General features: G+C 67.4%; 19 protein-coding genes and 1 pseudogene. 8 read left to right on the plus strand and 12 right to left on the minus strand.

Features of this window, described 5'->3' with window-relative positions:
* Nucleotides 1-4: 4 nt before the first annotated feature.
* Nucleotides 5-2,473, minus strand: a complete 2,469-nt coding sequence (locus BG90_RS22560; RefSeq protein ID WP_045568400.1) for a flavin-containing monooxygenase — start codon at nt 2,471-2,473, stop codon at nt 5-7.
* Nucleotides 2,460-4,142 carry a GMC family oxidoreductase gene (locus tag BG90_RS22565; protein WP_025990565.1) on the minus strand — a complete coding sequence of 561 codons (1,683 nt, stop codon included), beginning with the start codon at nt 4,140-4,142 and terminating at the stop codon, nt 2,460-2,462. Before BG90_RS22565 ends, BG90_RS22560 begins: the two co-directional genes overlap by 14 nt.
* Before the next feature lie 311 nt (nt 4,143-4,453).
* On the opposite strand from BG90_RS22565, the gene BG90_RS22570 reads away from it, so the two are divergent.
* Nucleotides 4,454-5,527 carry an AraC family transcriptional regulator gene (locus BG90_RS22570; RefSeq protein WP_025990566.1) on the plus strand — a complete coding sequence of 358 codons (1,074 nt, stop codon included), beginning with the start codon at nt 4,454-4,456 and terminating at the stop codon, nt 5,525-5,527.
* Between the two features lie 335 nt (nt 5,528-5,862).
* Nucleotides 5,863-7,098, plus strand: coding sequence for an oxygenase MpaB family protein (locus tag BG90_RS22575; RefSeq protein ID WP_232289006.1), 1,236 nt, complete (start codon nt 5,863-5,865; stop codon nt 7,096-7,098).
* A gap of 429 nt (nt 7,099-7,527) precedes the next feature.
* Here the strand turns inward: BG90_RS22575 and BG90_RS22580 are convergent, their stop codons facing one another.
* The 5 genes from BG90_RS22580 to BG90_RS22600 are packed head-to-tail and all read right to left on the minus strand — an operon-like array spanning nt 7,528 to nt 11,778.
* Entirely contained in the window at nt 7,528-8,037 is a 510-nt protein-coding gene (locus tag BG90_RS22580) for a MarR family winged helix-turn-helix transcriptional regulator (protein ID WP_010122598.1), read from the minus strand.
* Nucleotides 8,018-8,968 carry a metal-dependent hydrolase gene (locus BG90_RS22585; protein ID WP_232289007.1) on the minus strand — a complete coding sequence of 317 codons (951 nt, stop codon included), beginning with the start codon at nt 8,966-8,968 and terminating at the stop codon, nt 8,018-8,020. Before BG90_RS22585 ends, BG90_RS22580 begins: the two co-directional genes overlap by 20 nt.
* An 11-nt stretch (nt 8,969-8,979) precedes the next feature.
* Complete coding sequence (locus tag BG90_RS22590) at nt 8,980-10,230, minus strand: NADH:flavin oxidoreductase/NADH oxidase family protein (RefSeq protein ID WP_010122600.1); 1,251 nt, start codon at nt 10,228-10,230, stop codon at nt 8,980-8,982.
* Entirely contained in the window at nt 10,230-10,982 is a 753-nt protein-coding gene (locus tag BG90_RS22595; protein ID WP_010122601.1) for an acetoacetate decarboxylase family protein, read from the minus strand. Before BG90_RS22595 ends, BG90_RS22590 begins: the two co-directional genes overlap by 1 nt.
* Nucleotides 10,972-11,778, minus strand: a complete 807-nt coding sequence (locus tag BG90_RS22600) for an SDR family NAD(P)-dependent oxidoreductase (protein WP_025990568.1) — start codon at nt 11,776-11,778, stop codon at nt 10,972-10,974. The genes BG90_RS22595 and BG90_RS22600 overlap by 11 nt, the downstream gene beginning before the upstream one ends.
* A gap of 128 nt (nt 11,779-11,906) precedes the next feature.
* Here BG90_RS22600 and BG90_RS33625 point away from each other — a divergent pair, with 128 nt between their 5' ends.
* Entirely contained in the window at nt 11,907-12,917 is a 1,011-nt protein-coding gene (locus tag BG90_RS33625; protein ID WP_010122602.1) for an AraC family transcriptional regulator, read from the plus strand.
* 92 nt (nt 12,918-13,009) lie between these two features.
* Here the strand turns inward: BG90_RS33625 and BG90_RS22610 are convergent, their stop codons facing one another.
* From BG90_RS22610 to trpS, 3 genes and pseudogenes are all read right to left on the minus strand, one after another.
* Nucleotides 13,010-13,657 carry an outer membrane lipoprotein gene (locus BG90_RS22610; RefSeq protein WP_010122603.1) on the minus strand — a complete coding sequence of 216 codons (648 nt, stop codon included), beginning with the start codon at nt 13,655-13,657 and terminating at the stop codon, nt 13,010-13,012.
* Nucleotides 13,658-13,703: 46 nt separating this feature from the next.
* A pseudogene (locus BG90_RS37475) lies at nt 13,704-13,834 on the minus strand (LysR family transcriptional regulator); the annotation flags it as partial.
* A gap of 47 nt (nt 13,835-13,881) precedes the next feature.
* Complete coding sequence (gene trpS, locus BG90_RS22615; RefSeq protein WP_010122604.1) at nt 13,882-14,922, minus strand: tryptophan--tRNA ligase; 1,041 nt, start codon at nt 14,920-14,922, stop codon at nt 13,882-13,884.
* A 269-nt stretch (nt 14,923-15,191) separates the two neighbouring features.
* Between trpS and BG90_RS35520 the strand changes: the two genes are divergently transcribed.
* Entirely contained in the window at nt 15,192-15,545 is a 354-nt protein-coding gene (locus tag BG90_RS35520) for a hypothetical protein (protein WP_144411703.1), read from the plus strand.
* 3 nt (nt 15,546-15,548) lie between these two features.
* Here the strand turns inward: BG90_RS35520 and BG90_RS22625 are convergent, their stop codons facing one another.
* On the minus strand, nt 15,549-16,583 hold the full coding sequence (locus BG90_RS22625; RefSeq protein ID WP_038802109.1) for a GlxA family transcriptional regulator: 1,035 nt from the start codon (nt 16,581-16,583) through the stop codon (nt 15,549-15,551).
* Between the two features lie 87 nt (nt 16,584-16,670).
* Here BG90_RS22625 and BG90_RS22630 point away from each other — a divergent pair, with 87 nt between their 5' ends.
* The gene (locus BG90_RS22630; protein WP_025990351.1) at nt 16,671-17,369 is read left to right on the plus strand and encodes a DJ-1/PfpI family protein; all 699 of its coding nucleotides are present in this window, start codon (nt 16,671-16,673) and stop codon (nt 17,367-17,369) included.
* Nucleotides 17,370-17,709: 340 nt separating this feature from the next.
* On the opposite strand, the gene BG90_RS22635 is transcribed toward BG90_RS22630, so the two are convergent.
* Nucleotides 17,710-19,704, minus strand: coding sequence for an ABC transporter ATP-binding protein (locus tag BG90_RS22635; RefSeq protein ID WP_010120287.1), 1,995 nt, complete (start codon nt 19,702-19,704; stop codon nt 17,710-17,712).
* Nucleotides 19,705-20,256: 552 nt separating this feature from the next.
* Here BG90_RS22635 and BG90_RS22640 point away from each other — a divergent pair.
* The 3 genes from BG90_RS22640 to BG90_RS22650 all read left to right on the plus strand — a co-directional run bounded on the left by BG90_RS22640 (nt 20,257) and on the right by BG90_RS22650 (nt 23,040).
* The gene (locus BG90_RS22640) at nt 20,257-21,138 is read left to right on the plus strand and encodes a Dyp-type peroxidase (protein WP_010120282.1); all 882 of its coding nucleotides are present in this window, start codon (nt 20,257-20,259) and stop codon (nt 21,136-21,138) included.
* Between the two features lie 128 nt (nt 21,139-21,266).
* The gene (locus BG90_RS22645; protein ID WP_010120280.1) at nt 21,267-21,476 is read left to right on the plus strand and encodes a hypothetical protein; all 210 of its coding nucleotides are present in this window, start codon (nt 21,267-21,269) and stop codon (nt 21,474-21,476) included.
* A 337-nt stretch (nt 21,477-21,813) separates the two neighbouring features.
* On the plus strand, nt 21,814-23,040 hold the full coding sequence (locus BG90_RS22650; protein ID WP_045568401.1) for a DUF3472 domain-containing protein: 1,227 nt from the start codon (nt 21,814-21,816) through the stop codon (nt 23,038-23,040).
* Nucleotides 23,041-23,253 lie beyond the last annotated feature (213 nt).

Consider the following 23,253-nt stretch of genomic DNA (forward strand, 5'->3'; position numbering starts at 1 on the left):
GCGTTCATGCGGCGGACTCGGCGCTCGATTCGGCGGTACGGCGCCGGGCAAAGTCGGCGAGCGTGCGAATGGCCGTCGACGCGGAGCGCAGATACCGAGACTGAAGATGAAAGACGTGCCACCGCTTCGCATGGACTTCGAGACGGCATGGCGTCCCGCACGCCGCCGCGCGGTCGGCGAGCCGCAACGCATCCGACAGAAGCACCTCCTGATCGCCGACCTGGACGAGCATCGGCGGAAGACCGCGCAAGTCGGCGTCGAGCGGCCAATGCGCGTCGACGCCGGCGGGCGCCCGATACCAGCGCAGCCCTTGCTCGAGCCAGTCGCGACGAATCATCGGATCGTCTTCCTGCATCGACGTCAGGGTTTCGCCGCCGAGGCCGGGATCGGTGACGGGCGAAATCAGGAGGAGCGCCGCCGGCAGGCTGTCGCCGCGGTCCCGGAGGGTGATCGCGAGCGCGATCGCGAGCGAGCCGCCCGCCGAATCGCCCGCGACGACGATCTGGTCGGCGGCGTAGCCCTGATCGCGCAGCGTCGCATAGCACGACAACGCATCCTGCAACGCCGCGGGACACGGATGCTCCGGCGCGAGCCGGTAGTCCGGCGTCCACACCGGCATGCCCGATTCGATCGCGAGGCGCGTCGTGATGCTGCGATGCGTGCGCGGCTCGCCGAGACAGAAGGCCCCGCCGTGCAGATACAGGATCGCGCCGCCGGCTTCGCCCTGTTTCGGCGCGATCACTTCGACGGGCACCGCGTCTCTCGCCGTATCCCGATAGCGGATGACGCCGCCGACGCCCGGCATCAGCGGCGCGAGCGCGGCGACCGCGCGCCGTTGGACACGGACGCCGAACGGCGGCCCGACGACGGCGCGGAACGTGGTCCGCAGCAAGCCGCGCAGGAAGCGCGCGCTGATCGCTTCGAGCCGGTCGTCGGGCTCCGCGACGGCGACGCCGCCCGCCGAGCCGGCTGGGCCCGGCAGCGCGCGCGTCATGCGATACGCGCCCAGGCTCGAGAAGCGCGTGAGCCAGCGGTACGACAGCGTGAAGCCGTGCCAGTTGGTGCTGTTGTGCCCGCTCGCGTCCACGTACCAGCTCGTGCAGCCGCTCCACACCGAATCGCCCAGGCGCTTCTGCACGTGTGCGTTGAACCGGCGGTAGCGGCGCTCGTCGACGTCGATCGCCGTCGCGTTTGCCGCCCGCATCGCCTCGTAGCAACGGATGACGTGCGCGATCTGGCTCTCCAGCATGTACACGATCGAGTTGTGGCCGAGGTTCGTGTTCGGGCCGTACAGCATGAAGAAATTCGGAAAGTCCGGCACGGCGACGCCGAGGTAGGCTTGCGCGCCGCGCCGCCATGCGTCGTTCAGCGTCACGCCGGCGCGCCCGACGATGCGCATCGGCGCGAGAAACTCGGTCGCGGCGAAGCCCGTTCCGAATACGATCGCGTCGACCGGATGATGCAGGCCGTCGTCCGTCTCGATGCCGTCGGGCGTCACGCGGCGAATGCCGGCCGTCACGAGCTCGACGTTGGGCTTGTTCATCGCGGCGAGGTAGTCGTTCGACAGCAGAATGCGCTTGCAGCCGATCGGATAGTCCGGCGTCAGCTTCGCGCGCAGCGCGGCGTCGGGCACTTGCCTCGACAGCAGCCGGACGAACGGCCGCCCGGCGGAGAGCCGCATCAGCCCCTTGAAGCGGGTGAAGGCCAGCGCGCGCGTTTCGTATTTCAGGTAGATGCCTGCGCGGTGGAGCTTCATCGTCCACGGCATCCGGCGGAACAGCGCCTTTTGCCAAGCGCGGTACGCGCTGTCGGGACGCGGCAGGATGTAGGCGGGCGAGCGCTGGAAGATCGTGAGCCGATCGACGTCGTCCGCGATCGCGGGCACGAACTGGATCGCCGACGCGCCGGTGCCCACCACGGCCACGCGTTTCCCGGACAGCGCATAGCCGTGATCCCAGTGCGCGGAATGGAACGCGTGCCCCTTGAACGTTTCGATGCCGGGCAGTTTGGGGAGAATGGGGCGACTCAATTGTCCCGTGGCGGTGACGAGCAGCGTCGTCGCGACGATCGTTCCATCCGTCAGCGCGACGCGCCACAGCGATCGGCGTTCGTCGTACTCCGCGCTCGCGACTTCGGCGCCGAGCCGGACATGGCGCATCAGATCGTACTTGCGCGCGCAGTGCTGCAGGTACGCATGGATCTCCGCCTGGCGCGCGAACGTGCGCGACCAGTCCGGGTTGGGCTCGAACGAGAACGAGTACAGATGCGAGGGCACGTCGCACGCGGCGCCCGGATAGCTGTTGTCGCGCCAGACGCCGCCGACGTCGTGCGAGCGCTCGAGAATCACGAAATCGCGCAGTCCCGCCTGCCGGAAGGCGCGGGCCATGCCGATGCCGCCGAAGCCCGCGCCGATGATGACGGCGGCCAACGGCTTCTCGGCGTCCAGCCAGCCGTCGAAATCAAACGATCGCATGACCGATCTCCTTTTCTTGTGCGGGCCGCTTCGAATCGTGCGTCGCGCATGCTCCACCCGACGACGATCGAACGCGGCTGCGGCCGCGAATCAGGTCGACCGCCTTCTCGGCGATCATGATCGTCGGCGCGTTCGTGTTGCCGCCGATCAGCGTCGGCATGATCGACGCGTCGACGATGCGCAGGCCCTGGAGCCCGCGCACGCGCAGTTGCGGGTCGACCACCGCAAGCTCGTCCTGTCCCATCCTGCAGGTGCCGGCCGGGTGGTAAACCGTGTCCGTGCGTTGCCGCAGCACGTCGCGGATGTCGTCGTCGGTCTTCACGTGCGCGGTGAACAGGTCCGCCGTGATCCATGCGTCGAGCGCCGGCGCCTGCATCAGCCTGCGCGTCAGCTTGAAGCCGGCGATCATGTCCTCCAGATCCTGAGGATCCCGGAAGAACGCGGGATCGATGAGCGGCGCGTCCTGCGGATGCCAGCTCCGCAGCGTGACCGCGCCGCGGCTGCGCGGGCGCAGCAGGCAGACGTGGCACGACAGGCCGTGCCCGCCGTGCAGGCTGCGCGCATGATTGTCGACGAGCGCGACGACGAAATGGAGCTGGATGTCGGGTGCGGCCAGATCGGCGCGGGTCTTGAGGAAGGCGCCGCCTTCGGCGAAATTCGACGTGAGCATGCCGCGGCGCGTTCGGCGAAACCGCGCGGCTTCGCGCAACAGGCGCAGGCCGCCGCGCACCGATACGCCGACCGTGTCGACGCTGCGGGTCCGGTAACCGAAGATGAAGTCGGGATGATCCTGAAGGTTCTTGCCGACGCCCGGCAGATGGAGGAGCGGCCGGATGCCGAAGCGGTCGAGCTCCTGGATCGGCCCCACGCCGGAGAGCAACAGCAGTTGCGGCGTTTGCAGCGCGCCGCACGAAAGCACGACTTCGCGGCGCGCGTAGAAGGTGCGAACCCGGCCGCCTTGCAGCACCTCCACGCCGATCGCTCGCGTGCCCTCGAACAGGATGCGCTGCGCGTGCGCATGTGTTTCGACATGCAGATTATCGCGTCGCCCGATATGCGGCAGCAGATACGCGCGCGCGGCGCTGCACCGCTCGCCGTGCTTCTGGGTGACCTGGTAGAGGCCGACGCCTTCCTGCTCCGCGCCGTTGAAATCGTCGGTCACGGGCAGGCCGATCTGGCGGGCGGCCTCCAGGTAGCGCGCATGGAACGGATTGCCGGTGCGCAGATCGCTGACCCACAACGGGCCGCCCCGGCCGTGCCATGCGTCGTCGATTCGTTCGTTGTGCTCGCTGAGGCGGAAGTACGGCAGCACGTCGTCGTACGACCAGCCGGCGTTGCCTCGCGCGGCCCAATCGTCGTAATCGCGGCGATGTCCGCGCACGTACACCATCGCGTTGAGCGCCGACGATCCGCCCAGCATCCGGCCGCGGGGCTGATATCCGCTGCGGCCGGCGAGGCCCGCCTGGGGCACCGTCTCGAACGCCCAGTTGTTGATCCGGGTGGGGACCATCGCGACGGTGCCGGCCGGAACGGTCACGAGCGCTCCGTCGCCGCGCCCGCCGGCTTCCAGCACGCAGACCGTGACGTCCGGATTCTCGGTCAGGCGGCCCGCGACGACGCAGCCTCCCGAGCCGCCGCCGACGACGATGTAATCGAATGTAGTGCTCATGCTGTCGTTTCCTCGATGCATCGGTTGATTCGATTCGACATGCTCGACATATGCTCGCCTCGAGCGTTGCCCGGGACGGGCGTCGCGCTTCGCGTCGGCTTGCATGTGACGACCGCGCATCGTGTCTTCTCCGCGCGGAGAACCGCATCTTCGGTTCCGCGCGATACGTGCGGCATCGGCGCCGCGCCTCGCGCTTCGGACGACGACTTGGTTGTGCTGAATGTTGTATGCGTCGCGGGAAAACGCCAATGATGAGACGGGACATTTGCTTTAGTATTTGGGCCAAATCGGTCCTTCGAGGGTTTCCCTGTATGAGCGTCTGGGACTTCACGCGAAGCCCCGCCAGCGTGCGCCTGATGGTGGACTTCGGCGCAGAGCGGGCACTTGCCGAGGCGCAGTTGCTCGCCGGCGCCGGCTTGTCCGTCGCGCAACTGGACGACCCGAACGTGAAAGTGACGGCGGCTCAGGAACTGCGCGTCGCGAGCAATCTGCAGCGCTTGCTCAGGCATCCGGCCGGGCTGGGTTTGCAGGTCGGGCTGCGCTATCACTTCTCGGCGTACGGGCTGTGGGGATACGGACTGATCGCGAGCGCCACGGCCGGCGACGCGCTCGCGCTGGCGCTGCGTTTCCTGCCGCTCACCTACGCGTTCACCGCGATCACCTATCACCACGACGGCGATCTCGGCGTGCTGACCTTCGGCGAACCCGAATTGGCGGACGAGATGAAACGCTTCGTCGTGGAGCGCGACATGGCCGCCGCCGCGGTGCTGCTGCACGAGATCGGCGGCGACGCGTTCGCTTTGACCCGCTTCTCGCTCAAGGGCGATCGCGGGGCGCTCGAGTCCGCGCTGGCGGCGGAAATCCGACGCGCGCTCGGGGTGGCGCCGGCGTATTCGGCGCGCTCGAACAGCCTGGCATTCGAGCAGGCGCTTCTGAGTCGGCCGCTGCCGCAGGCCAATCCGATCACCGTGTCGATGTGCGAGCAGATGTGTCAGCGGCTCATCGAAGAACGACGCCTGCGCGTCGGCACGGCGGCGATGATTCGCCATTACATGAGCGCCGTGCCCGGCATCGTGCCGTCGACGCTGGACGACATGGCCAGGCTGATGAACACGAGCCCGCGCACGTTGAAGCGACGTCTGCAGGACGAAGGCACGACGTTTCGGGCGCTGTTGGCGGGAGCGCGCGGCGCGATGGCGTCGGAACTGTTGACGGACACGGATTTGCCGCTGAGCGAAATTGCGGAGCGATTGGGCTTTAGCGATCTGTCGAGCTTTTCGCAAGCGTTCAAGCGCTGGCAAGGGATGGCGCCTAGCGCTTTCCGCAGCCGGGCCGCGGCGAACGGAAGCGGCGATGCCGATCGTCGAGGGGAAAGCAAACGATGATTCGGCGGCGCGCCGGACGCTCGTCCGGGAGAAACCCTTGGAAGGGCCGGCTTGGCCCGCAAACTAAAACACCTGTCCCCTTTCAACATGGTTGTTTGTCGTCGTTTGCCGGAACATGCAGTGCCACGAAGGCGATAAACAAGTATTGCCGACCGTAAAAGAGCATTTTTTCACCGGGTGGTCCATATCGACGGTGCGGCATTGCACGTGGATCGCGATGCCGTCGGGCGAACCATTCGGCTCCGCATGGGCATGCAGATCCCGATCATGGGAGCGGATGGGGCATGCGTCGAATGCGCGGCGGAAAGAGCATCAAGGGATAGGGAGACATATGCATGGAAAAAGATCAATCGAATGATGAAAGGGTCGTTTTTTTGGAGAACCCTTCGATCGCGTTGGAGTTTCCGTATAACGTGGTCATGAGTCTGTTCGCGCCCGGGAATGTCAGATCGACCGATGCGCAGTTCCAGTCTTTTCTGAGATTCAAGAATGAGTTCGATCCCGTCGCGGACCGGCTCGCCGAGTGCATGCATCGCGACGGAAAAGCAGTGTGGGAAATGTTCAATCACGCGCTGGAACATGGGATCGACACCGTCGTCAATCCCCCGTCCGAGCTCGTCGAATTTTTTCGCGAGGTGGACCGGGTTCCGTATTGGCTGGACTATACGAGGCTGGATTCCGCGACCGACTCGATCGCCATGGTGGGCGACGAGGCATTGCCGATTTTCGTCGCGGGATTGGCGTTGAGCTATGCGGCGCCGGACGCGAACGAAGTGCTGATCCGCTCCGGGGATCTTCACAAAAAGGCGGGTAAGCGGGCGGTCGAAACGCTCGCCTGGTATAACGAGGTCACGGCTCCGGCAGGGCTTTCCCGTTTCGGCGCCGGCTTGAAGGCCTGTGTCCGCATTCGCCTGGTCCATGCGCATATGCGCAGGGCGATGAACCGACGGGAAGACTGGGATCGGACCTTGCTGGGCAATCCGATTCATCAGTGCATCTACGTAGCCACGATTATTCCGTTTTCCTTGGCGTCTTCACTGGGCGCGTTGGCGCTCGGTCATGTCGATATACTCTCGTCCAAGACAAGAGGGGATATCGTTCATTTGTGGCGGTATATTGGATACCTCGTTGGCGTCCACCCGGAACTGCTGCCCGCCGACGAGCCCGATTTGTGGCGCTTGGTGTGGCTCCAGATGCATGACGCCTATAAGATGGATCACATCACGCCGATGCTTGGAGGCGCCTTGTTCGGCGCGCTGCCCGAGATTCTCGGCGAGGACGAATCCACTTTCAGCGGCATGATGACGCTGAAAATCAAAAGATCGTACTACGGCAATCTGGCGAGAATAATTCTTGGAAATAGATTGGCCGATGCGCTTTCATTTCCGAAATATTCGATCGGCATCGTCATGATCGCCGCCACTTTTCTGAAAAATGCTTCGGTAAACCTGGTGGCGAAGCTGGTGCCCGGCGGGCGGGAATTGGTTCGGCGCAGAAAAACGAGGAAGCGCAAGATCATCATGTCTTCCATCATCGATCGAACCAATGCCGACCTCGGCTTTGCGAAGTGACCATTCATTTCTCATGCCGTTGAGCGGTCTTTGACGCGAGTCGACGTTCAGGCACGCGGTGGCACACGCGGGACGCCGCGCATTCAACGACGTCTCGCGGACGGCATAGTTCGCGAGACGGGACGGTGAGGCGGGCGCCGAAGCCGGAGCAATGCCGTAGCCGGGGGCGGCGATGATCCGTCATGGCGTCCAGCGTGTTCCGCAGCCAAGGCGCGACCCGCGACGAAACGGATTGATTCGCCGCCTGAGCGCCGCAATCGCAAGCGTGCGACGGCGCCGCGCGTCGGAGATCTGGCACAGTCGCCGATCCGACCCGGATCGCATCCTCGTCGTCGCGACATCCATGACGGCAGCGCCGCCGCCGGGCGCGCGTCGCGCGGGCGAGCAAGACGCGCCCGCGCAATCGTGACCGTCGATTCGGATCGCGAATCATCGGCTCTGCGCTTCATAGCCTTCGTAACGAGCATCGTCGACATCCGGCTGTCGCGGTTCGTTTGCTTCGCAAGCCTGAACGATGTGCTGCAAGCCGCGATGCACGAGCTGCATGTCGTGCTCGGCGAGCCGCAGGATGGCCTGGCGCACGAACGACTGCGTGGCCGCTCGTGCGACGAGATCGAGCCCGGAACGGCTGACGGCGAATGTGATGCCGCGTTTCCCGGAGCCTCCGCCGATCCGGTTCAGCAGGCGGCGATGCGTCATGCTGTTCGTGATCAGGTACGCGTTGCCATACGAGATTCTCAAGCGCTCCGACAATTCCCTCACGCTCATCGGCTCGCGATGCCGGCGGATCGTGTTCAGCGCTTCCAGTTGAATCGCGCTGATGCCCGCTTTGGCCGCCGCGTTGCGCATGTGCTGACGCAGCTCGGCGTTCAGGCTGGCGATCGCCGTTTCGATCCGGTCGGCGAGATCGGCGCGTTCGTCATCGTATTCGGCTTGCATCTTCGTGGTGTTCTCGATTCCGGCTGCGGCTCGCGTTCGCCGCCTGCATCGCGGCCACGGCCGCCGGGCTGCGCGACAGGTACGCGACGGCCTGCCGTGTCGAGCCTTCCCGGCCGGCGTCGTGGTAAGGCACGAGATAGCGCGCGAACGAGCCGATCAGATAGCGGAACGACGGCAGGCGCTCTTGTTCTCCCGCGCGCCGGAAGTTCCGGAAGATCGCGCGCCACGTCCACGCCGAAGGCACGAGATGCGGATCCCGCCTCGTCAGGAAACGCGTGCCGCCGAACCACAGCGCGAAGAATCCGGGGACGACGAGCAGCAGCATCGTCGTGATGCGCAGCAAGTAGTGGCCGCCCATCGCATCGAGGACGTCCGCCGCGACCGTGCGATGTTCGACTTCTTCCGCGCCGTGCCAGCGCAGCAGGTCGACCATCGTCGGATCGGCGTCGATGGATTCGAAATCGGCGTTGAGCGACCAGTTGCCGAGCACGCACGTGATGTGCTCGAGCCCGGCGATGATCGCCACCCTGACGCGCAGCCAGAAGCGCTCGAGCGCGGGCGTTCGCCAGCGCATGCCGAGCGGCGCGTCGGCGAGCAGTCGGCCGCACAGCCATTCGATCGCGCGCGTGAACGGCCGCACATCGATTCCCTGCAGCTCCATGTGCGTGAGCGCGGAGTCGTGCGCGCGCGCATGCGTGCCTTCCTGTGCGATGAAGCCCTTGACCGCCGCCTTCAGCGCTGCGTCGTCGAGCGCGGGCAGCGTCTGCCGGAACACGTGGCAGAACCATTGCTCGAACGCGGGCGACAGCAGGTGGATCACATTGACGAAATGCGTGCTGAACGGATCGCCGGGAATCCAGTGCGCGCGGGTCGCGCTCCAGTCGAAGCGGACCTTGCGCGGCAAGAGGGGATGCGTCGTGACGTCGGACATGCGCGCGGCCGTCATGCTTGCGTGAGGATTCTGAGCGGCATCCGGACGCTCACGTCCGCGAGCGTCTTGAACGCGCCGCCGAACGGCCGCGGCGCGAGGCCGGAGCCGATCCGCCTGAACTGCGCCGCGTGCCACGCGAGCTGAAGGTAGGAGTCGAGCGGCGCATAGCCGACCTTCGGCGCGGCGGGCAGCGCGCCGACGTCCTCGCCGCGCAGCAGCCGCGCGGGCAGGTCCGGTGCGAGCGCGAGCGGGCGCGCGAGGCCGAGCATGTCGACGGCGCCGTCGGTCAGCACCTTGCGCATGAACGCTTCGGTGCGCAGCCCGCCCGTCAGCATCAGCGGCAAGCGGGTCTTCGCGCGCAGCGATTCTGCGTAACTCAGAAAATACGCCTCGCGGGACCGGTCATCGTTGCGGATCACGCCGGTCATCGCCGGCGCTTCGTAGTTGCCGCCGGAGATCTCGAGCAAGTCGATCCCTTCGTCCTGCAGCATCAGCGCGACGTCGAGCGATTCTGCTTCGCTCAGCCCGCCGCGCTCGAAATCCGTCGAGTTCAGCTTGACGCCCACGGGGACGCCGCTGCCGACCGCGCGGCGCGTCGCGCGCACGACTTCCTGCAGGAACCGGCGCCGATTGGCGGGCGTTCCGCCGTATTCGTCGGTCCGCTTGTTGGCGACGGGAGACAGGAACTGCGACAGGAGATAGCCGTGCGCCGCGTGGATCTGCACGCCGTCGAAGCCCGCTTCGGCCGCGAGCTCGGCCGTTCGCGCGAAGCGCGTGACCAGCAGCCCGATCTCGGCCGCGCCCAGCGCGCGAGGCTTGCGCAGATTGAAGCCGGGCACGGCCGGGCGCAACGCCGACGGGCCGACCGGCTGGCGGCTGAGCGGCGCGACCGCGACCCGTCCGGGATGATTGATCTGCATCCAGAGCTGCGTGCCGGGATGCGCGTGCACGGCGCCCGTCCACGCCTTGAACGCGGCGAGATCCGCGGCGCTTTCGAGAATGACGTTGCGCGGCTCGACGAGCGCGCGGCGGTCGATCATCGCGTTGCCGGTGATCAGCAGGCCGGCGCCGCCGCGGCTCCAGGTCGCGAACAGACGGATCAGTTCGGGCGTCGGCACGCCGAAGCGGTCGGCGAGCTGCTCGCTCATCGCCGCCTTGGCGATGCGGTTCGAAATCACCGCGCCGCACGGAAGCGTCAGCGATTGCGCGAGAATCGACGGTTGGTCGCCGATGCGTACGACGGTCGGTAATGATCGGTTCATCAAAGTATCCTCGGACGGATGCCGCGAAGCAGAAAAAGCGGATTCAACGGACGGACCGGAATCGGCGGCAGGTAGCTGCCGACGATGTCGATCCGGTGCAGGCGGGCTTCGATCACGTCGCCGATGCCCATCGCGTGGATCGGGTCGCGCTCGGTGCCGCCGAGCTTCAGCTCGAGCTGCGCGACGCGGGTCTCGACGTTGGTTTCCTTCGGCGTGAACGCGACGAGCCGAGGCAGCGACAGGCCGATCAGCCCGACCGCGTTGCGATGCGGCCGGCCGAGAATCGGCGGCGGAAAGGGCATGACGTCGCCGAGCGACGCGCGCATCTCGACGAGCGTCGCGCCTTGACGCGCGCCGCTCGCGACGATTTCGTCGCCGTCATGCCGCCACTCGATTTGCCCGATCTTCTTCGGATAGCCGCAGACTTCGCGGCCGAGGATCAGCGCGACGTCGTCGTCGACGATCATCCACGGGCAATGGATGCCGACTTGCTTGCCGACCTGGATGTGAACGAAGAGCCCGACTTCCCGGTAGACCGACTTGAAGCTGTTGTCCGGGAAGTACGCGCAGAACAGGTCCGCGCGCTCGGGCTGCGCGAGCTTGACGCCGCGCGGCAGCCAAGGCTGCATCTTGTACGGATCGACGGAGACCGTCGCCGCGAGATAGTGGGCGTTCCGGTAGATCGTCTCGCCGGGGCGCGCGAGGTCGTGAACGGACGGCGGCGCGCATCGCTTGTAGAGGCTACGCAGCACGGCTGACTCCTCCGAGCACGCGATGAATGATCGGGAGCAGGATCGCGCGCGGCGTATGGCGGCCGCTGCAAGCGGCGATCGTCGCGATCAGGCCCGGGACCACGAGCCGCTTGCCGCGCTCCATGCCCTTCACCGCGTCTCGCGCGACGCGCTCCGACGACAGCCACACGCCCGGAACCGCGCGGTCGATGTGGCCGACTTTGGCGACTTGCGAGAATTCGCTGAGCACGGGGCCGGGCGCGAGCAGCGTGCACGTGATCCCGCGATGCTTGAGCTCGCTGTGCAGCGCCTCGGAGAACGTATTGGCGAACGCCTTGCTCGCCGAATACGTCGCGCCTGTCGGCATCGGCTGGAATCCGGCCGTCGAACCGGTGATGAGGATCGCGCCTTCGCCGCGCGCGCACATGCCGGGGACGACGGCGTGCGTCAGCTCGTGGACCGCGACGACGTCGAGCTCCAGTTCCTCGCGTTCCCGTTCGGCGGGAAGCGTGGCGAACGAGCCGAACGTCGCGAAGCCCGCGTTGTTGCAGAGCACGGAGACGTTCAGTGCGGCGAGCTCGTCGCGCAGCGCCGCGCGCGCGGCGCGGTCGGAGAGGTCGCACGGCCGCACCTCGACCTGCACGCCGTACCGGTGCTTGAGCGCGAGCGCCAGCGTGTCGAGCCGGTCCTTGCGCCGGGCGACGAGAATCAGTGAGTGTCCGCGGCTTGCGAGCTCGCGCGCGAGATCCGAGCCGATGCCGGACGACGCGCCGGTCACGACCGCCCAGGCGTTTTGTTGGGGAGGGGGCAGCGCCAATTCAGTCTCCTTGGATCGTTACATCGAGTAATGGCATCGAGTATGCGTGCTGGCGAGCGCGACCGTGATGACGCAACAGGAAGATTCGCTTACCATATTGGGCCAACCGATTGCCCGCCCGCCGCGCCATGTTCGATTCGGATAGACCGTCGATACCGACCGCGTATGCGGACCTGATGCTCGACATCCTCGACGAGCGCGGGGTGGCGAAGGCGGTCGCGTTGAAGCGGGCGGAAATCGACGCCGCGCGGCTGCGGAACGTCGACGGCCGGATTTCGGCGAGCGAGTGGGCGCGGCTGTCGCGCTGCGCGATGACGCTCGCGGAGGACGAGGGCCTTGGCATCGAATACGGGCTTCGCCAGCTTCCGACCGCGCACGGCACCCTCGGCTATGCGGTCATCACGAGCGCGACGCTGCGCGACTTGCTCGATACGTCCGCGAAGTACTCACGCAGCCGGTTGAGCGTCTATGCGATCTATCTGAAGGAGGACGGCGTCAGTGCGACGCTGACCGTCCGCGAGAAGGTGCCGCTCGGCAACCTGCGGAATTTCTTTTTCGAATGCGTGCTGGTCGGGATAGCGGCGACGGTCAAGTTCCTGTTTCCGGATCTGTTCGAGCAGATCGAGCTGGGCTTCACGTGGCCGCAGCCGGACTACTTCGAGCGATACCGGGATCGGCTGCCGAAGGTGAATTTTCGCGCGTCGGACAATCAACTGCGGCTGCCGTCGTCCAGTCTCGCGAGGAAGTCGCTGCTCGCGAACGCCGCCGCCCATTCGCAGGCGATCCGGCAGCTCGATCGAGAGATGGCGCTGCTCAATCTGGACGCGTCGGATCTCGTCGACCGGGTTCGGGCGGGGTTGATGCTGTCGGAAGACGGCTACCCGTCGCTGGCGCGGCTCGCATCGTCGCTGTTCCTGTCGGAGCGCACGTTGAAGCGCCGGCTGCGGGAGCACGGCACGTCGTATCGGGAAATGCTGGAGAAGGCGCGATATCGCGATGCGTGCGCGCTGCTGCGGGAAACCGACCTGAGCCTGGCCGATGTTTCCGCGAAGCTCGGGTATCAGAATCCGCCGACGTTTACGCGAGCGTTTCGCCGCTGGTCGGGCATCGCGCCGAGCCGTTATCGCGACACGCTCTGAGCGTGCGGGGCGCGGGCGGGGCAGGAGGGTGGACGGCGCGTCGCGCGCGGCCGCCGACGTCGCCGTCGTGCGTTCGAACGTGAGCGCGTTCGTCAGTACCGCGAAATCTGATTGCCGTCGATCCGCACGCGATCGCCCGGACGCAAATCGCCCGGCGTCTGCAGGTCGAACGAGCGCATCGAGCCGTCGCTCAGCTGCACGTCGACGCGATACGCGCTCGGCTGCGCGCCCATCTGCTGGCCGATCTGGTTGCCCGCGACCGCGCCGCCGAGCGCGCCGATGACCGTCGCGGCGTCGCGGCCGTGACCGCGGCCGATCTGGTTGCCGAGCACGCCGCCGACGAGCGCGCCGACGACCGTGCCCGCGACGCCCGACGGGCCCGTCGCGCCGCCGATCGGGCGGACGCCGGCGATCGTGCCGTACTGGGTCGAGTAGCCGGACTGATATCCCGGCTGATATCCCGATTGATAGCCGGGCTGCGCGTAGCCTTGCTGCGGATACCCGGGCTGCGAGTAGTCGGGCTGCGCATACGACGGCTGCGAGTAGGCCGGCTGAGCGTACGACGGCTGCGCATAGGCGGGCGAGCCGTACTGCGGCTGCGAACCATACGGTCCGTACGCATTCGGCGCGACGCATGCGCTCAGCGACAGCGCGGCCGTCGCGGCGAGCGAAACGAGCAGGGTGGTCTTCGTGAAAGCCGGGCGCTTCGTTGTCGTTGTTTGGATGGGCTTCGTGTTCATGGTAGCGGGTGGTTGCTATTGCACGCCGGCAGTATAGGGAATGCCGTCATCGTTGGATGAGCGCCGCGGGTAACAGTGTGTAAAGTCTGTTGCCGCGCGGCCGGCGCGTGCGGAAACGGCTTGCGCGCGGTGCGTCCTGTAACGGCGAAAGCGATCCGTCCGACGAAAGGCGGGCGTGCCGGACGACGCGTCGTGAACGATCCGACGACTCGCGCCCGCCTGCGTCACCCGACGAACTTCCGAAACGAAAACGCCCCCAGCGCGTCGCGCACCTCGTCGAGCGTGCGCTGCGTGACGTCGTTCGCGCGCGCGGTGCCGTCCTTCAGCACGTCGACGACATAGCCCGGCTCGCGCGCGAGCTGCGCGCGCCGCTCGCGGATCGGCGCGATCAGCGCCTGCAGCTTGTCTTCGAGCCGGCGCTTGAGCGTCATGTCGCCGAGCCCGCCCGCGCGATACGCGGCCTTCAGCCGCTCGACTTCGCCCGGCTCGTCGTCGAACGCGTCGAGATACGTGAACACGACGTTGCCTTCGACCGTGCCCGGATCGGACACGCGCAGATGATTCGGATCGGTGTACATCCGCTTGACCGCATCGGTGATCGCGTCGGGCGACGACGACAGCGGAATCGCGTTGCCCTGCGACTTGCTCATCTTCGTCTTGCCGTCGACGCCCGGCAGCCGCCCCGTCGTCGGGATCAGCGCGTTCGCCTCGGGCAGCACGTCGACGCCCGCCTGCCGGTTGATGCGCCGGACGATCTCGTTCGTCTGCTCGATGAGCGGCAGTTGATCGTCGCCGACGGGCACCGTATCGGCCTTGAACGCGGTGATGTCGGCCGCCTGCGCGACCGGGTAGCAGAGGAAGCCCGCCGGGATGTCGCGGCCGAAGCCGCGCGCGTGGATCTCGTCCTTGATCGTCGGATTGCGCTCGAGGCGCGCGACGGTGACGAAGTTCAGATAGAAGAGCGTGAGCTCGGCGAGCGCGGGCAGGCCCGACTGCACCGCGATCGTGCTCCGGCGCGGATCGATGCCGACCGCCAGATAGTCGAGCGCGACTTCGATCACGTTGCGGCGGACCTTGTCCGGATCGTGTGCGTTGTCGGTCAGCGCCTGCGTGTCGGCGACGAGGATGAACTGCCGGTGCGTGTCCTGCAGCGCAATGCGCGTCTTCAGCGAGCCGATGTAATGGCCGAGGTGCAGCGCGCCGGTCGGGCGATCGCCGGTCAATGCGATCGGCGATCGGGAAGGATTCGAGGTGTCGTCGTGCATGAACGGTTTCTCCGGGAAAACCGCCGCAGTCCGAGCCGGGTTGGGGGCGCGATCGACGCAATGCCGGCCGGATGCGGCGGCATGGTCGTGATCGGGATGTGACTATGCCGCTTCGTCAGAAGCGGCGCCAGAAGTGCGAGAGGGGAAGGTATTGCGTCGACATGCGGCAAGGGTCGCATATTTTCGGCTTTTTCGCCATGCGAGGCGGTGTCGCAACGCGTCGTGCATAGCGGTCGACGATGCGCTCGGCGGCACCGCGGGGCGCGACGATGCTGCTGCGTCGGGTTCCTGCCGAAGTCGAGGTCGGATCCGAAGTCGAGGTCGGAGCCGGAGCCGAGGTCGAAGTCGAGGTCGAAGTCGAGGTCGAAGTCGAAGTCGAAGTCGAAGTCGAAGTCGAAGTCGAAGTCGAAGTCGAAGTCGAAGTCGAAGTCGAAGTCGAAGTCGAAGTCGAAGTCGAAGTCGAAGTCGAAGTCGAAGTCGAAGTCGAAGTCGAAGTCGAAGTCGAAGTCGAAGTCGAAGTCGAAGCCGAAGCCGAGGTCGAAGCCGAAGCCGAGGTCGAAGCCAACGCCAACGCCAACGCCAACGCCAACGCCAACGCGCCGTGCCGCGCCGACGTCGAATAAAGTTCAGACGCCTCGCTGATCCACCGCGAACCGCTCGCGATACGCCTGCGGCGTCACGCCGAGCACCCGCAGGAAGCTGCGGCGCATCGTCTCCTCGGTGCCGAATCCGCAGCGCGCGGCGATTCGCTTGATCGGCAGCGGCGCGTCGGCGAGCAGGCTGCGCGCGGCCTCGACGCGCATCTGCTCGATCGCCCGCGCGGGCGTCTTGCCGGTCGTCTCGCGGTAGCGGCGCATGAAGCTGCGCTCGCTCATCCCCGTGCGCGCGGCGAGCGCCGCGACCGACAGATCCGCGCCCAGGTTCGCGGCCGCCCATGCGTGCAGTTCGCTGAAGCGGCCGCCCTCATGCTGCAGCGACAGCGCGGTGCTGAACTGCGCCTGGCCGCCCGGCCGCTTCAGGAACACGACGAGATGCCGCGCGACGTCGAGCGCGAGCGCGCGGCCGAGATCGTCTTCAACGAGCGCGAGCGCGAGATCGATGCCGGCCGTGACGCCCGCCGACGTCCACACGTCGCCGTCGCGTATGAAAATGGGATCTGGATCGACGCGCACGTCGGGGTAGCGCTGCGCGAGCTCTTCGCAGCGCGACCAGTGCGTGACGACGCGGCGGCCGTCGAGCAGCCCCGCCGCCGCCAGCACGAACGCGCCCGAGCACACCGACGCGATGCGCCGCGTCTGCGCCGCGCGGCGGCGCACCCAGTCGACGAGCCGCGGGTCGCGCGCGGCGTCGTAGACGCCCCAGCCGCCCGCGACGATCAGCGTATCGGACGGCTCGCGCGCGGCGGGCAGCGGCGCGGCGACGAACGCGAGCCCGGCCGACGACATGACGGGCGACGCGTGCGCGGCGACGACGCGCGGCGCATACGGGGTCGCGAGGCCGCGCCGCGCGGCGAAGTCGTTCGCAGTCGAGAACACCTGCAGCGGCCCGGTGACGTCGAGCAACTGCACGTCGTCGAACGCGAGCACGTGCACGGCGCGGCGCGCGGCGGTGGCGGCAGGTGCGGCTGGCAGGAATCGTGGGGACTTTGGCATATCCGCCATACGGTACTTGCGTACAGTCGATTTGTCCACGGCGCCGGCGCGGGCGGGCGGCCGGCGTGACGGCATGCAAAAAGGAGGAGGATCGGAATGGCTATCGAAGTGGGATTACTGTTGTTTCCGCAAGTGCAGCAACTCGATCTGACGGGGCCGCACGACGTGTTCGCGTCGCTGCCCGGCGTCACGGTGCGGCTCGTCTGGAAGACGCGCGAGCCGGTGGCCGCGAGCAGCGGGCTCGTGCTCGCGCCCAACGCGACGTTCGACGACTGTCCGCCGCTCGACGTGATCTGCGTGCCGGGCGGCATGGGCGTCGCCGATCTGATGGAGGATTCGGACACGCTCGCGTTCATCCGCCGGCACGCGGCGCAAGCGCGTTACGTGACGTCGGTCTGCACGGGCGCGCTCGTGCTCGGCGCGGCGGGCCTGCTGCGCGGCCGGCGCGCGACGACGCACTGGGCGTTCCATTCACTGCTCGCGCCGCTCGGCGCGATTCCGGTGCGCGAGCGCGTCGTGCGCGACGGGAATCTCGTGACGGGCGGCGGCGTGACCGCGGGGATCGATTTCGCGCTGACGCTCGCGGCGGAGCTCGTCGGCGAGGACGACGCGCAGGCGGTGCAACTGCAGCTCGAATACGCGCCGGCGCCGCCGTTCGAATCGGGCGACCCGGACACCGCGCCGGCGCGGATCGTCGAGCGCGTGCGCGAGCGGTCGAAGCCGGTGCTCGCGCGGCGCGAGCAGGTGGTCGAGCGCGTCGCGGCGGCGCTGGAGCGGAGCAGGGCGGCGGAGTGATGCGGGTGGTTGGTTGACGGATACGGCGGGAATCGAAAGGGGGAAGAGAGGCGGCGCAGGCGGGCGCCGCCGGATCGCGGGCCCGCGCCCGCGCGGGCGGCGGCGGCTTCGAAGCGACGCCGCTCTTCGCGGCTCGGCTTGGTTCGCTGCGTTTCAACCCGGTCGCGTTTCGATCGTCGCGACTCTGTGCGTTGCCCGTGTGAGTCGAGCTGGAGCGACGCGATTGCGCATTATGTGTGCGCATCGCGTGTCGCGTGTCGCGCATCGCGCGAACGCGACGCCAAGCAACGCGCCCGCGCACCGCCGCACCGCCCGCATCGCGTCTTCGTCGCGACTGCCGCTACTTCTCGACGGCGACCGCCGAATCGTCGATCCGCCCGTCGCCGCCGTCGAACGCGCCGCGCGAGCGCCGCGCGTCGTGCCCGTCGAGCACGCCGGGCTTGTCGCGTTCGCCGCGTTCGTTGCGCTCGTCGCGTCCGTCATGCTCGTCGCGCAGCCAGTCGGAGACGTCGCCGCCCGTCTGCTCGATCAAGCCCTTCGCGAGCTCGAGCGCCTGCCGCTCGAACAGCCGCCGGTAGACGCCGCCTTCGAGCCGGATCAGCGCGTCGTGGCTGCCTTCCTCGATCACGCGCCCCTTGTCGAGCACGATCAGCCGGTCGAGCGCGCGCACCGTCGACAGCCGGTGCGCGACGACGAGCGTCGTGCGTCCGACCATCAGCCGTTCCATCGCCTGCTGGATCAGCACTTCGCTCTCGCTGTCGAGGCTCGACGTCGCTTCGTCGAGGATCAGCACCGGCGCGTCGGCGAGGAACGCGCGCGCGATCGCGACGCGCTGCCGCTCGCCGCCCGACAGCTTGATCCCGCGCTCGCCGACGAGTGTGTCGTAGCCCTGCGGCAGCGCGGTGATGAAGTCGTGCGCGCTCGCGAGCCGCGCGGCGCGCTCGATCTCGTCGCGCGTCGCGGTGGGCCGCGCGTACGCGATGTTCTCGGCGAGCGTCCGGTGGAACAGCAACGGCTCCTGCTGGACGATCGCGATCTGGCTGCGCAGCGAATCCTGCTTGACGTCGGCGATGTTCTGCCCGTCGATCGCGATGCGGCCGCCGTCGACGTCGTAGAGCCGCTGGATCAGCTTGATGAACGACGTCTTGCCCGACCCGGAATGCCCGACGAGCCCGATCCGCTCGCCCGGCGCGATCCGGATCGAGAAATCGTCGTAGAGCGGCTTCGCGTGCGCGCCGCTGTAGCCGAACGTCACGTGCTCGAAGCGGATCTCGCCGTGCACGATCGAGATCGGCCTCGCGCCCGGCTTGTCCTCGATGCCGAGCGGCTGCCGCTCGAGCGACACGAGCTCTTCCATGTCGTTGACCGAGCGCTGCAGGTTGCGGATGTGCATGCCGATGTCGCGCAGATAGCCTTGCAGCACGAGGAACGTCGTCAGCGCGAACGTGATGTCGCCGACGCTCGCGCGATCGTTCGCCCACAGCCACAGCGCCGCGCCGAGGATCGCCGCCTGCATCGCGACGAGCATCGCGCCCTGCACGCCGCCGTTCAGCGTGCCGCGCCGCCATGCGCGGCGGGTGCGCGCGCGCCACTTCGACACGACGTGGTCGAGCCGCGCTTCCTCGCGCGTCTCCGCGCCGAACGCCTTGACGACCGGGTTGCAGCTCACCGCGTCGGCGAGCGCGCCGCCCATCCGCGTGTCCCACAGATTGCCGAGCCGCGCGGCAGGGGCGACGAAGCGCAGCGACATCGTGACCGTCACCGCGATGAAGACGAGCGAGCCGCCGCCGACCACCGCACCCATCACCGGCCAGTGCGCGCCGAGCAGCAGCGTCGCGCCCGCCAGCATCACGACGGACGGCAGCAGCGCGACGAGCAGCGTGTCGTTGAGCAAGTCGATTGCCCACATGCCGCGCGTGATCTTGCGCACGGTCGAGCCGGCGAAGCTGTTCGCGTGCCAGTCGGTCGAAAAGCGCTGCACGCGATGGAACGCGTTCGCCGCGACTTCGCTCATCATCTTCAGCGTCAGCACGATGATGTGGCGGAACGCCGCCTGCCGCAGCAGCGTGCACGCGACGCCGATGCCGATCAGCATGCCGAACGCATGCAGCGCGCGGCTCCAGGCGTCGGCCTTGTCCGCGGCCGCGACGCCGTGCGACAGCGCGTCGACGAGGTGTCCCGCGAAGAGCGGCGTCAGCACGTCGCCGAGCGCGGTGGCGAGCGCGAAGAAGGCGATCGCGGCGGTGCGCGCGGGTTGCGCGCGCCAGTGCCGGAAGGTGAACGCGAGCACGTCGGTAAACGCCCGCCCACCCGGATTGGTAGTTTTCTGGACCATTTGTCGGGGCCCGGCCGCTCGTGGCGAACGGGACTTGTCGATTGTTGTTCGAAACGAAAGCCGGACGGACGCCGCTGCGCGTCAGCGCACGAAACGAAGGCGAGAAATTGTCCGGAAGCGGTGCGGGCCGGCGAGCGGCCCGCGGAGACGGCGACTTAGAACGCGCGTCGTGGAACTGCCGTCGGGGAGGTGACATGCATTCGCGACATCCGGCACCTCCTTTGAGCGTTGAGTGGGTGAAATGAAGGCGAGCTGAAATTCGACTCGTGCAGCGATTCTAGCGGCCGTTTCGCGTTGCTGCAATGTCAGACGAATGGCTGTTGCCGATTCGACACGGGGCGATGCATGGCGCCGCGGCTCGTCGCGTTCGGCGGGGCGGAAGGCGTGGGTTAACATCGGGCCTCGTCGTGCGCGCCGCGCCGCGCGGGTCGCGCGGCATCGCCGCCGTCGACGGCGCGATCGCCCGCGCCGCGGCGCGCGAACCGCGCGTCCCGGACGTTATGGGACAATCCCGCGTCCCCCTGTAGAACCGAACATTGCATCGAGGAAACGATGAGCGACTTTCAGCAAGGCATTCTGGCTCCGATTCCGGCCGCGAGCCGCTACCTGTCCTTCCGGATCGTGCATCCGGCGCATGCGGCGAGCGTGCTCGCCGCGTTGCGCGACGCGGTCGACGGCGTCGACACGGTGATCGGCATCGGGCCGTCGCTCGTGCACGCGCTCGACAAGAAGATCGACGGCCTGAAGGAGTTTCCCGAGCTGTCGGTGCCGGGTGCGCCCGTGCCTTCGACGCCCGCCGCGCTGTGGGTCTGGCTGCGCGCCGACGATCTCGGCGCGGCGACCGTGCGCTCGCGCGACATCGAGCAGCTCGTCGCGCCCGCGTTCGAGCTCGACGTCGCGGCGAACGCGTTCCGCTATGCGGACGATCGCGACCTGTCCGGCTACGAGGACGGCACCGAGAACCCGGAAGGCGACGAGGCGCTCGACACCGCGTTCGTGTCCGGCAAGGGCGCGGGGCTCGACGGCGCGAGCTTCGTCGCGGTCCAGCAATGGGTGCACGATTTCGGCAAGATGCGCGAGATTCCGGGCGACGAGATGGACCGGATCATCGGCCGCCGCAAGGACGACAACGAAGAGCTCGAAGACGCGCCTGCGTACGCGCACGTGAAGCGCACCGAGCAGGAGAGCTTCAAGCCGGAGGCGAAGGTGCTGCGCCGCTCGTCGCCGTGGGCGGACGAACGCCGCGCCGGCCTGTACTTCGTCGCGTTCGGGCATTCGTTCCGCGCGTTCGAGGTGCAGATGCGCCGGATGATCGGCGCGACCGACGGCGTGCACGACGGCCTGTTCCGCTTCACGCAGCCGATTACCGGCTCGTTCTTCTGGTGCCCGCCCGTCAAGGACGGCAAGCTCGATCTGTCGGCGCTCGGGCTGTAACGCGGCGCAAGCCGCGCGGACGTCCGCGCGGCTCGGGGAGCCGCAGCGCGCGATGCGCGCGGGCCGGTGCTTCGGCCGCGCGATCGCGCTTCGCTCGCGGAGCCCGCGCAAGTCGGCGACGCGGGCGGATGTGGCGCGATGTCGTCGCGCTTATCGCGCTCATGTGCGGTATTTTCCCGATGCCGATCGTGTTGCGCCGAATCGGCTTCGGCGAATCGGGCGCGATCGCGGAAAGGCGTCAAGCGTGCGCTTGCCGGGCGGTCGCCATGGGCGCCGTGCGGCGTCGTCGGAACGGCTCATTCGCGTTCGTCGTGTTTCGGCCCGTTTCGCGCAATTAATCGATTTCCTGCTCCAGATCGCCCACGCCGGCCGGTCGTCTCATCGATCTTCCCATTACGCCTTTTGCGCTCGGCCGGTCGAGCGGATATCCGATATCTATTCCTTTTCCGTTGCCCGGCCTGTTTCGCATGTGGAAAGGCAAGCCGGCGGCGGAAATCCCGCCGCCGCATGGCGAAAGCGTTACGAACGAACGCTCCGTCGCTGCATGCTTCGATCGACTTCAATGATCCTAAACAAGTAGATAATATATTAAATATTAAAGGGATGAAATTATCCCGTCGAATATGCTCGGTTATTTTCATTCCCGGATCGACCTTCGCTTATAGTGCGCGACGCATGCCCGCAAATCGAAACACCCGTTCGAGGAGGATCGAATTGAAATTCAAGTGCATCGCCGCAACCATCCTGGCGACGGCCGCCATCGACGCAATGGCCGCCGGCGCCTGTCTGAACGGCTCCGTGATCGCTTCATCGACCGGCGCGCCGCTCGTCGCGAGACAAGGCTCGGTGTTCTCGTCGACGCTCTACGATCCGTCGATCACGTCGAACAACCGTACGCACAACCCCGTCCTGCTGTCGGTCAAGGTGACGAACAACGGCCAGCCGGTATCCGGCTGCGACGTCGCGTGGCAGCCGCAAGGCGTCGGCAGCGCGTCGGGCTGGCTGTTTCCGGTGAACGCGTCGACGGACGCCAACGGCGCGGCGGCCGCATGGTGGGTCGCCGGCAGCGGCGGCGCGCAGACGGCGCTGGCGAGCATCCGCCGGTTCGACGGCACGACGCAGAAAGCGGCGTTCAGCGGCTCCGCGCAACCGCACCGGACGCGCGCGAACTCGATTTATCTGAACTACCCGCAGGCGAACAACTGGACGCGGATCAGCATCGACGTGACGCCCGAAGCGCTCGCGCCGACCACTTATTGGGAAGCGATCGGCTGGCCGGGCGCCTACACCGGCATCCAGTCGGTCGACGGCAAGCAGAACGGCCGGATCCTCTTTTCCGTGTGGGACGTGAACGGCAAGTCGCCGCAGATCGTCGCGAAAGGGCCGGGTATCAATTGCACGCAGTTCGGCGGCGAGGGCACCGGGTACAAGTGCTTCAAGAATTACGCGCCGGTCGCGGGCCGGACGTACCGCTTCGAGGCGTCGATCGCGCCGGTTGCCGAACAGAACCAGACCGATTATTCGGTCTGGTTCACGGATACGTCGACCAACGCGCGCGAGTTGATCGCGACGCTGCGCTACCAGAAGAGCGTTCCGGCGGCGAATTATGCGGACAGCTTCGTCGAGGATTGGGCGACGGAAGGCGCGTCGTGTCTCGACGCGACGCAACGGGCCGGACAGTTCGGCAACGTGAGGGCGTTCGACAGGACGTCGGGGCGGTGGATCGCGGTCAACAAGGCGTGGACGTCGGCCGTCTACACGCCGGATCACAATGAGATCTGCTCGAACTACCAGTTCTCGGCGGTCAACGGCAGCTTCCGGATGAGCACGGGCGGCGACGCGGTGGGGCAGCCGCACAATCTGCCGGGCGGGCCGAAGTCGGTCCTGCTGACGCTGCCCTGATCGGCGGGCGGGCCGGAATCGGGCGGCGGCGCACGATGCTTCGCCGTGGGGCGTGTCGTGTCGCGGTTGCGTCGCGGTGCGTCATATCGCGGCGCGCCGTCGCCGCCCGTTTGCCTCGTCGAATGGCAACTGACGAGGCAAGCATGCCGTCCCGCATTTTCGGCGAGCGCTTCGAGTCGACCGGCGAACGGATCGCGCCAGCCGCGTCTTTCC

This window comes from Burkholderia oklahomensis C6786 (assembly GCF_000959365.1).
GTDB lineage: Bacteria > Pseudomonadota > Gammaproteobacteria > Burkholderiales > Burkholderiaceae > Burkholderia > Burkholderia oklahomensis.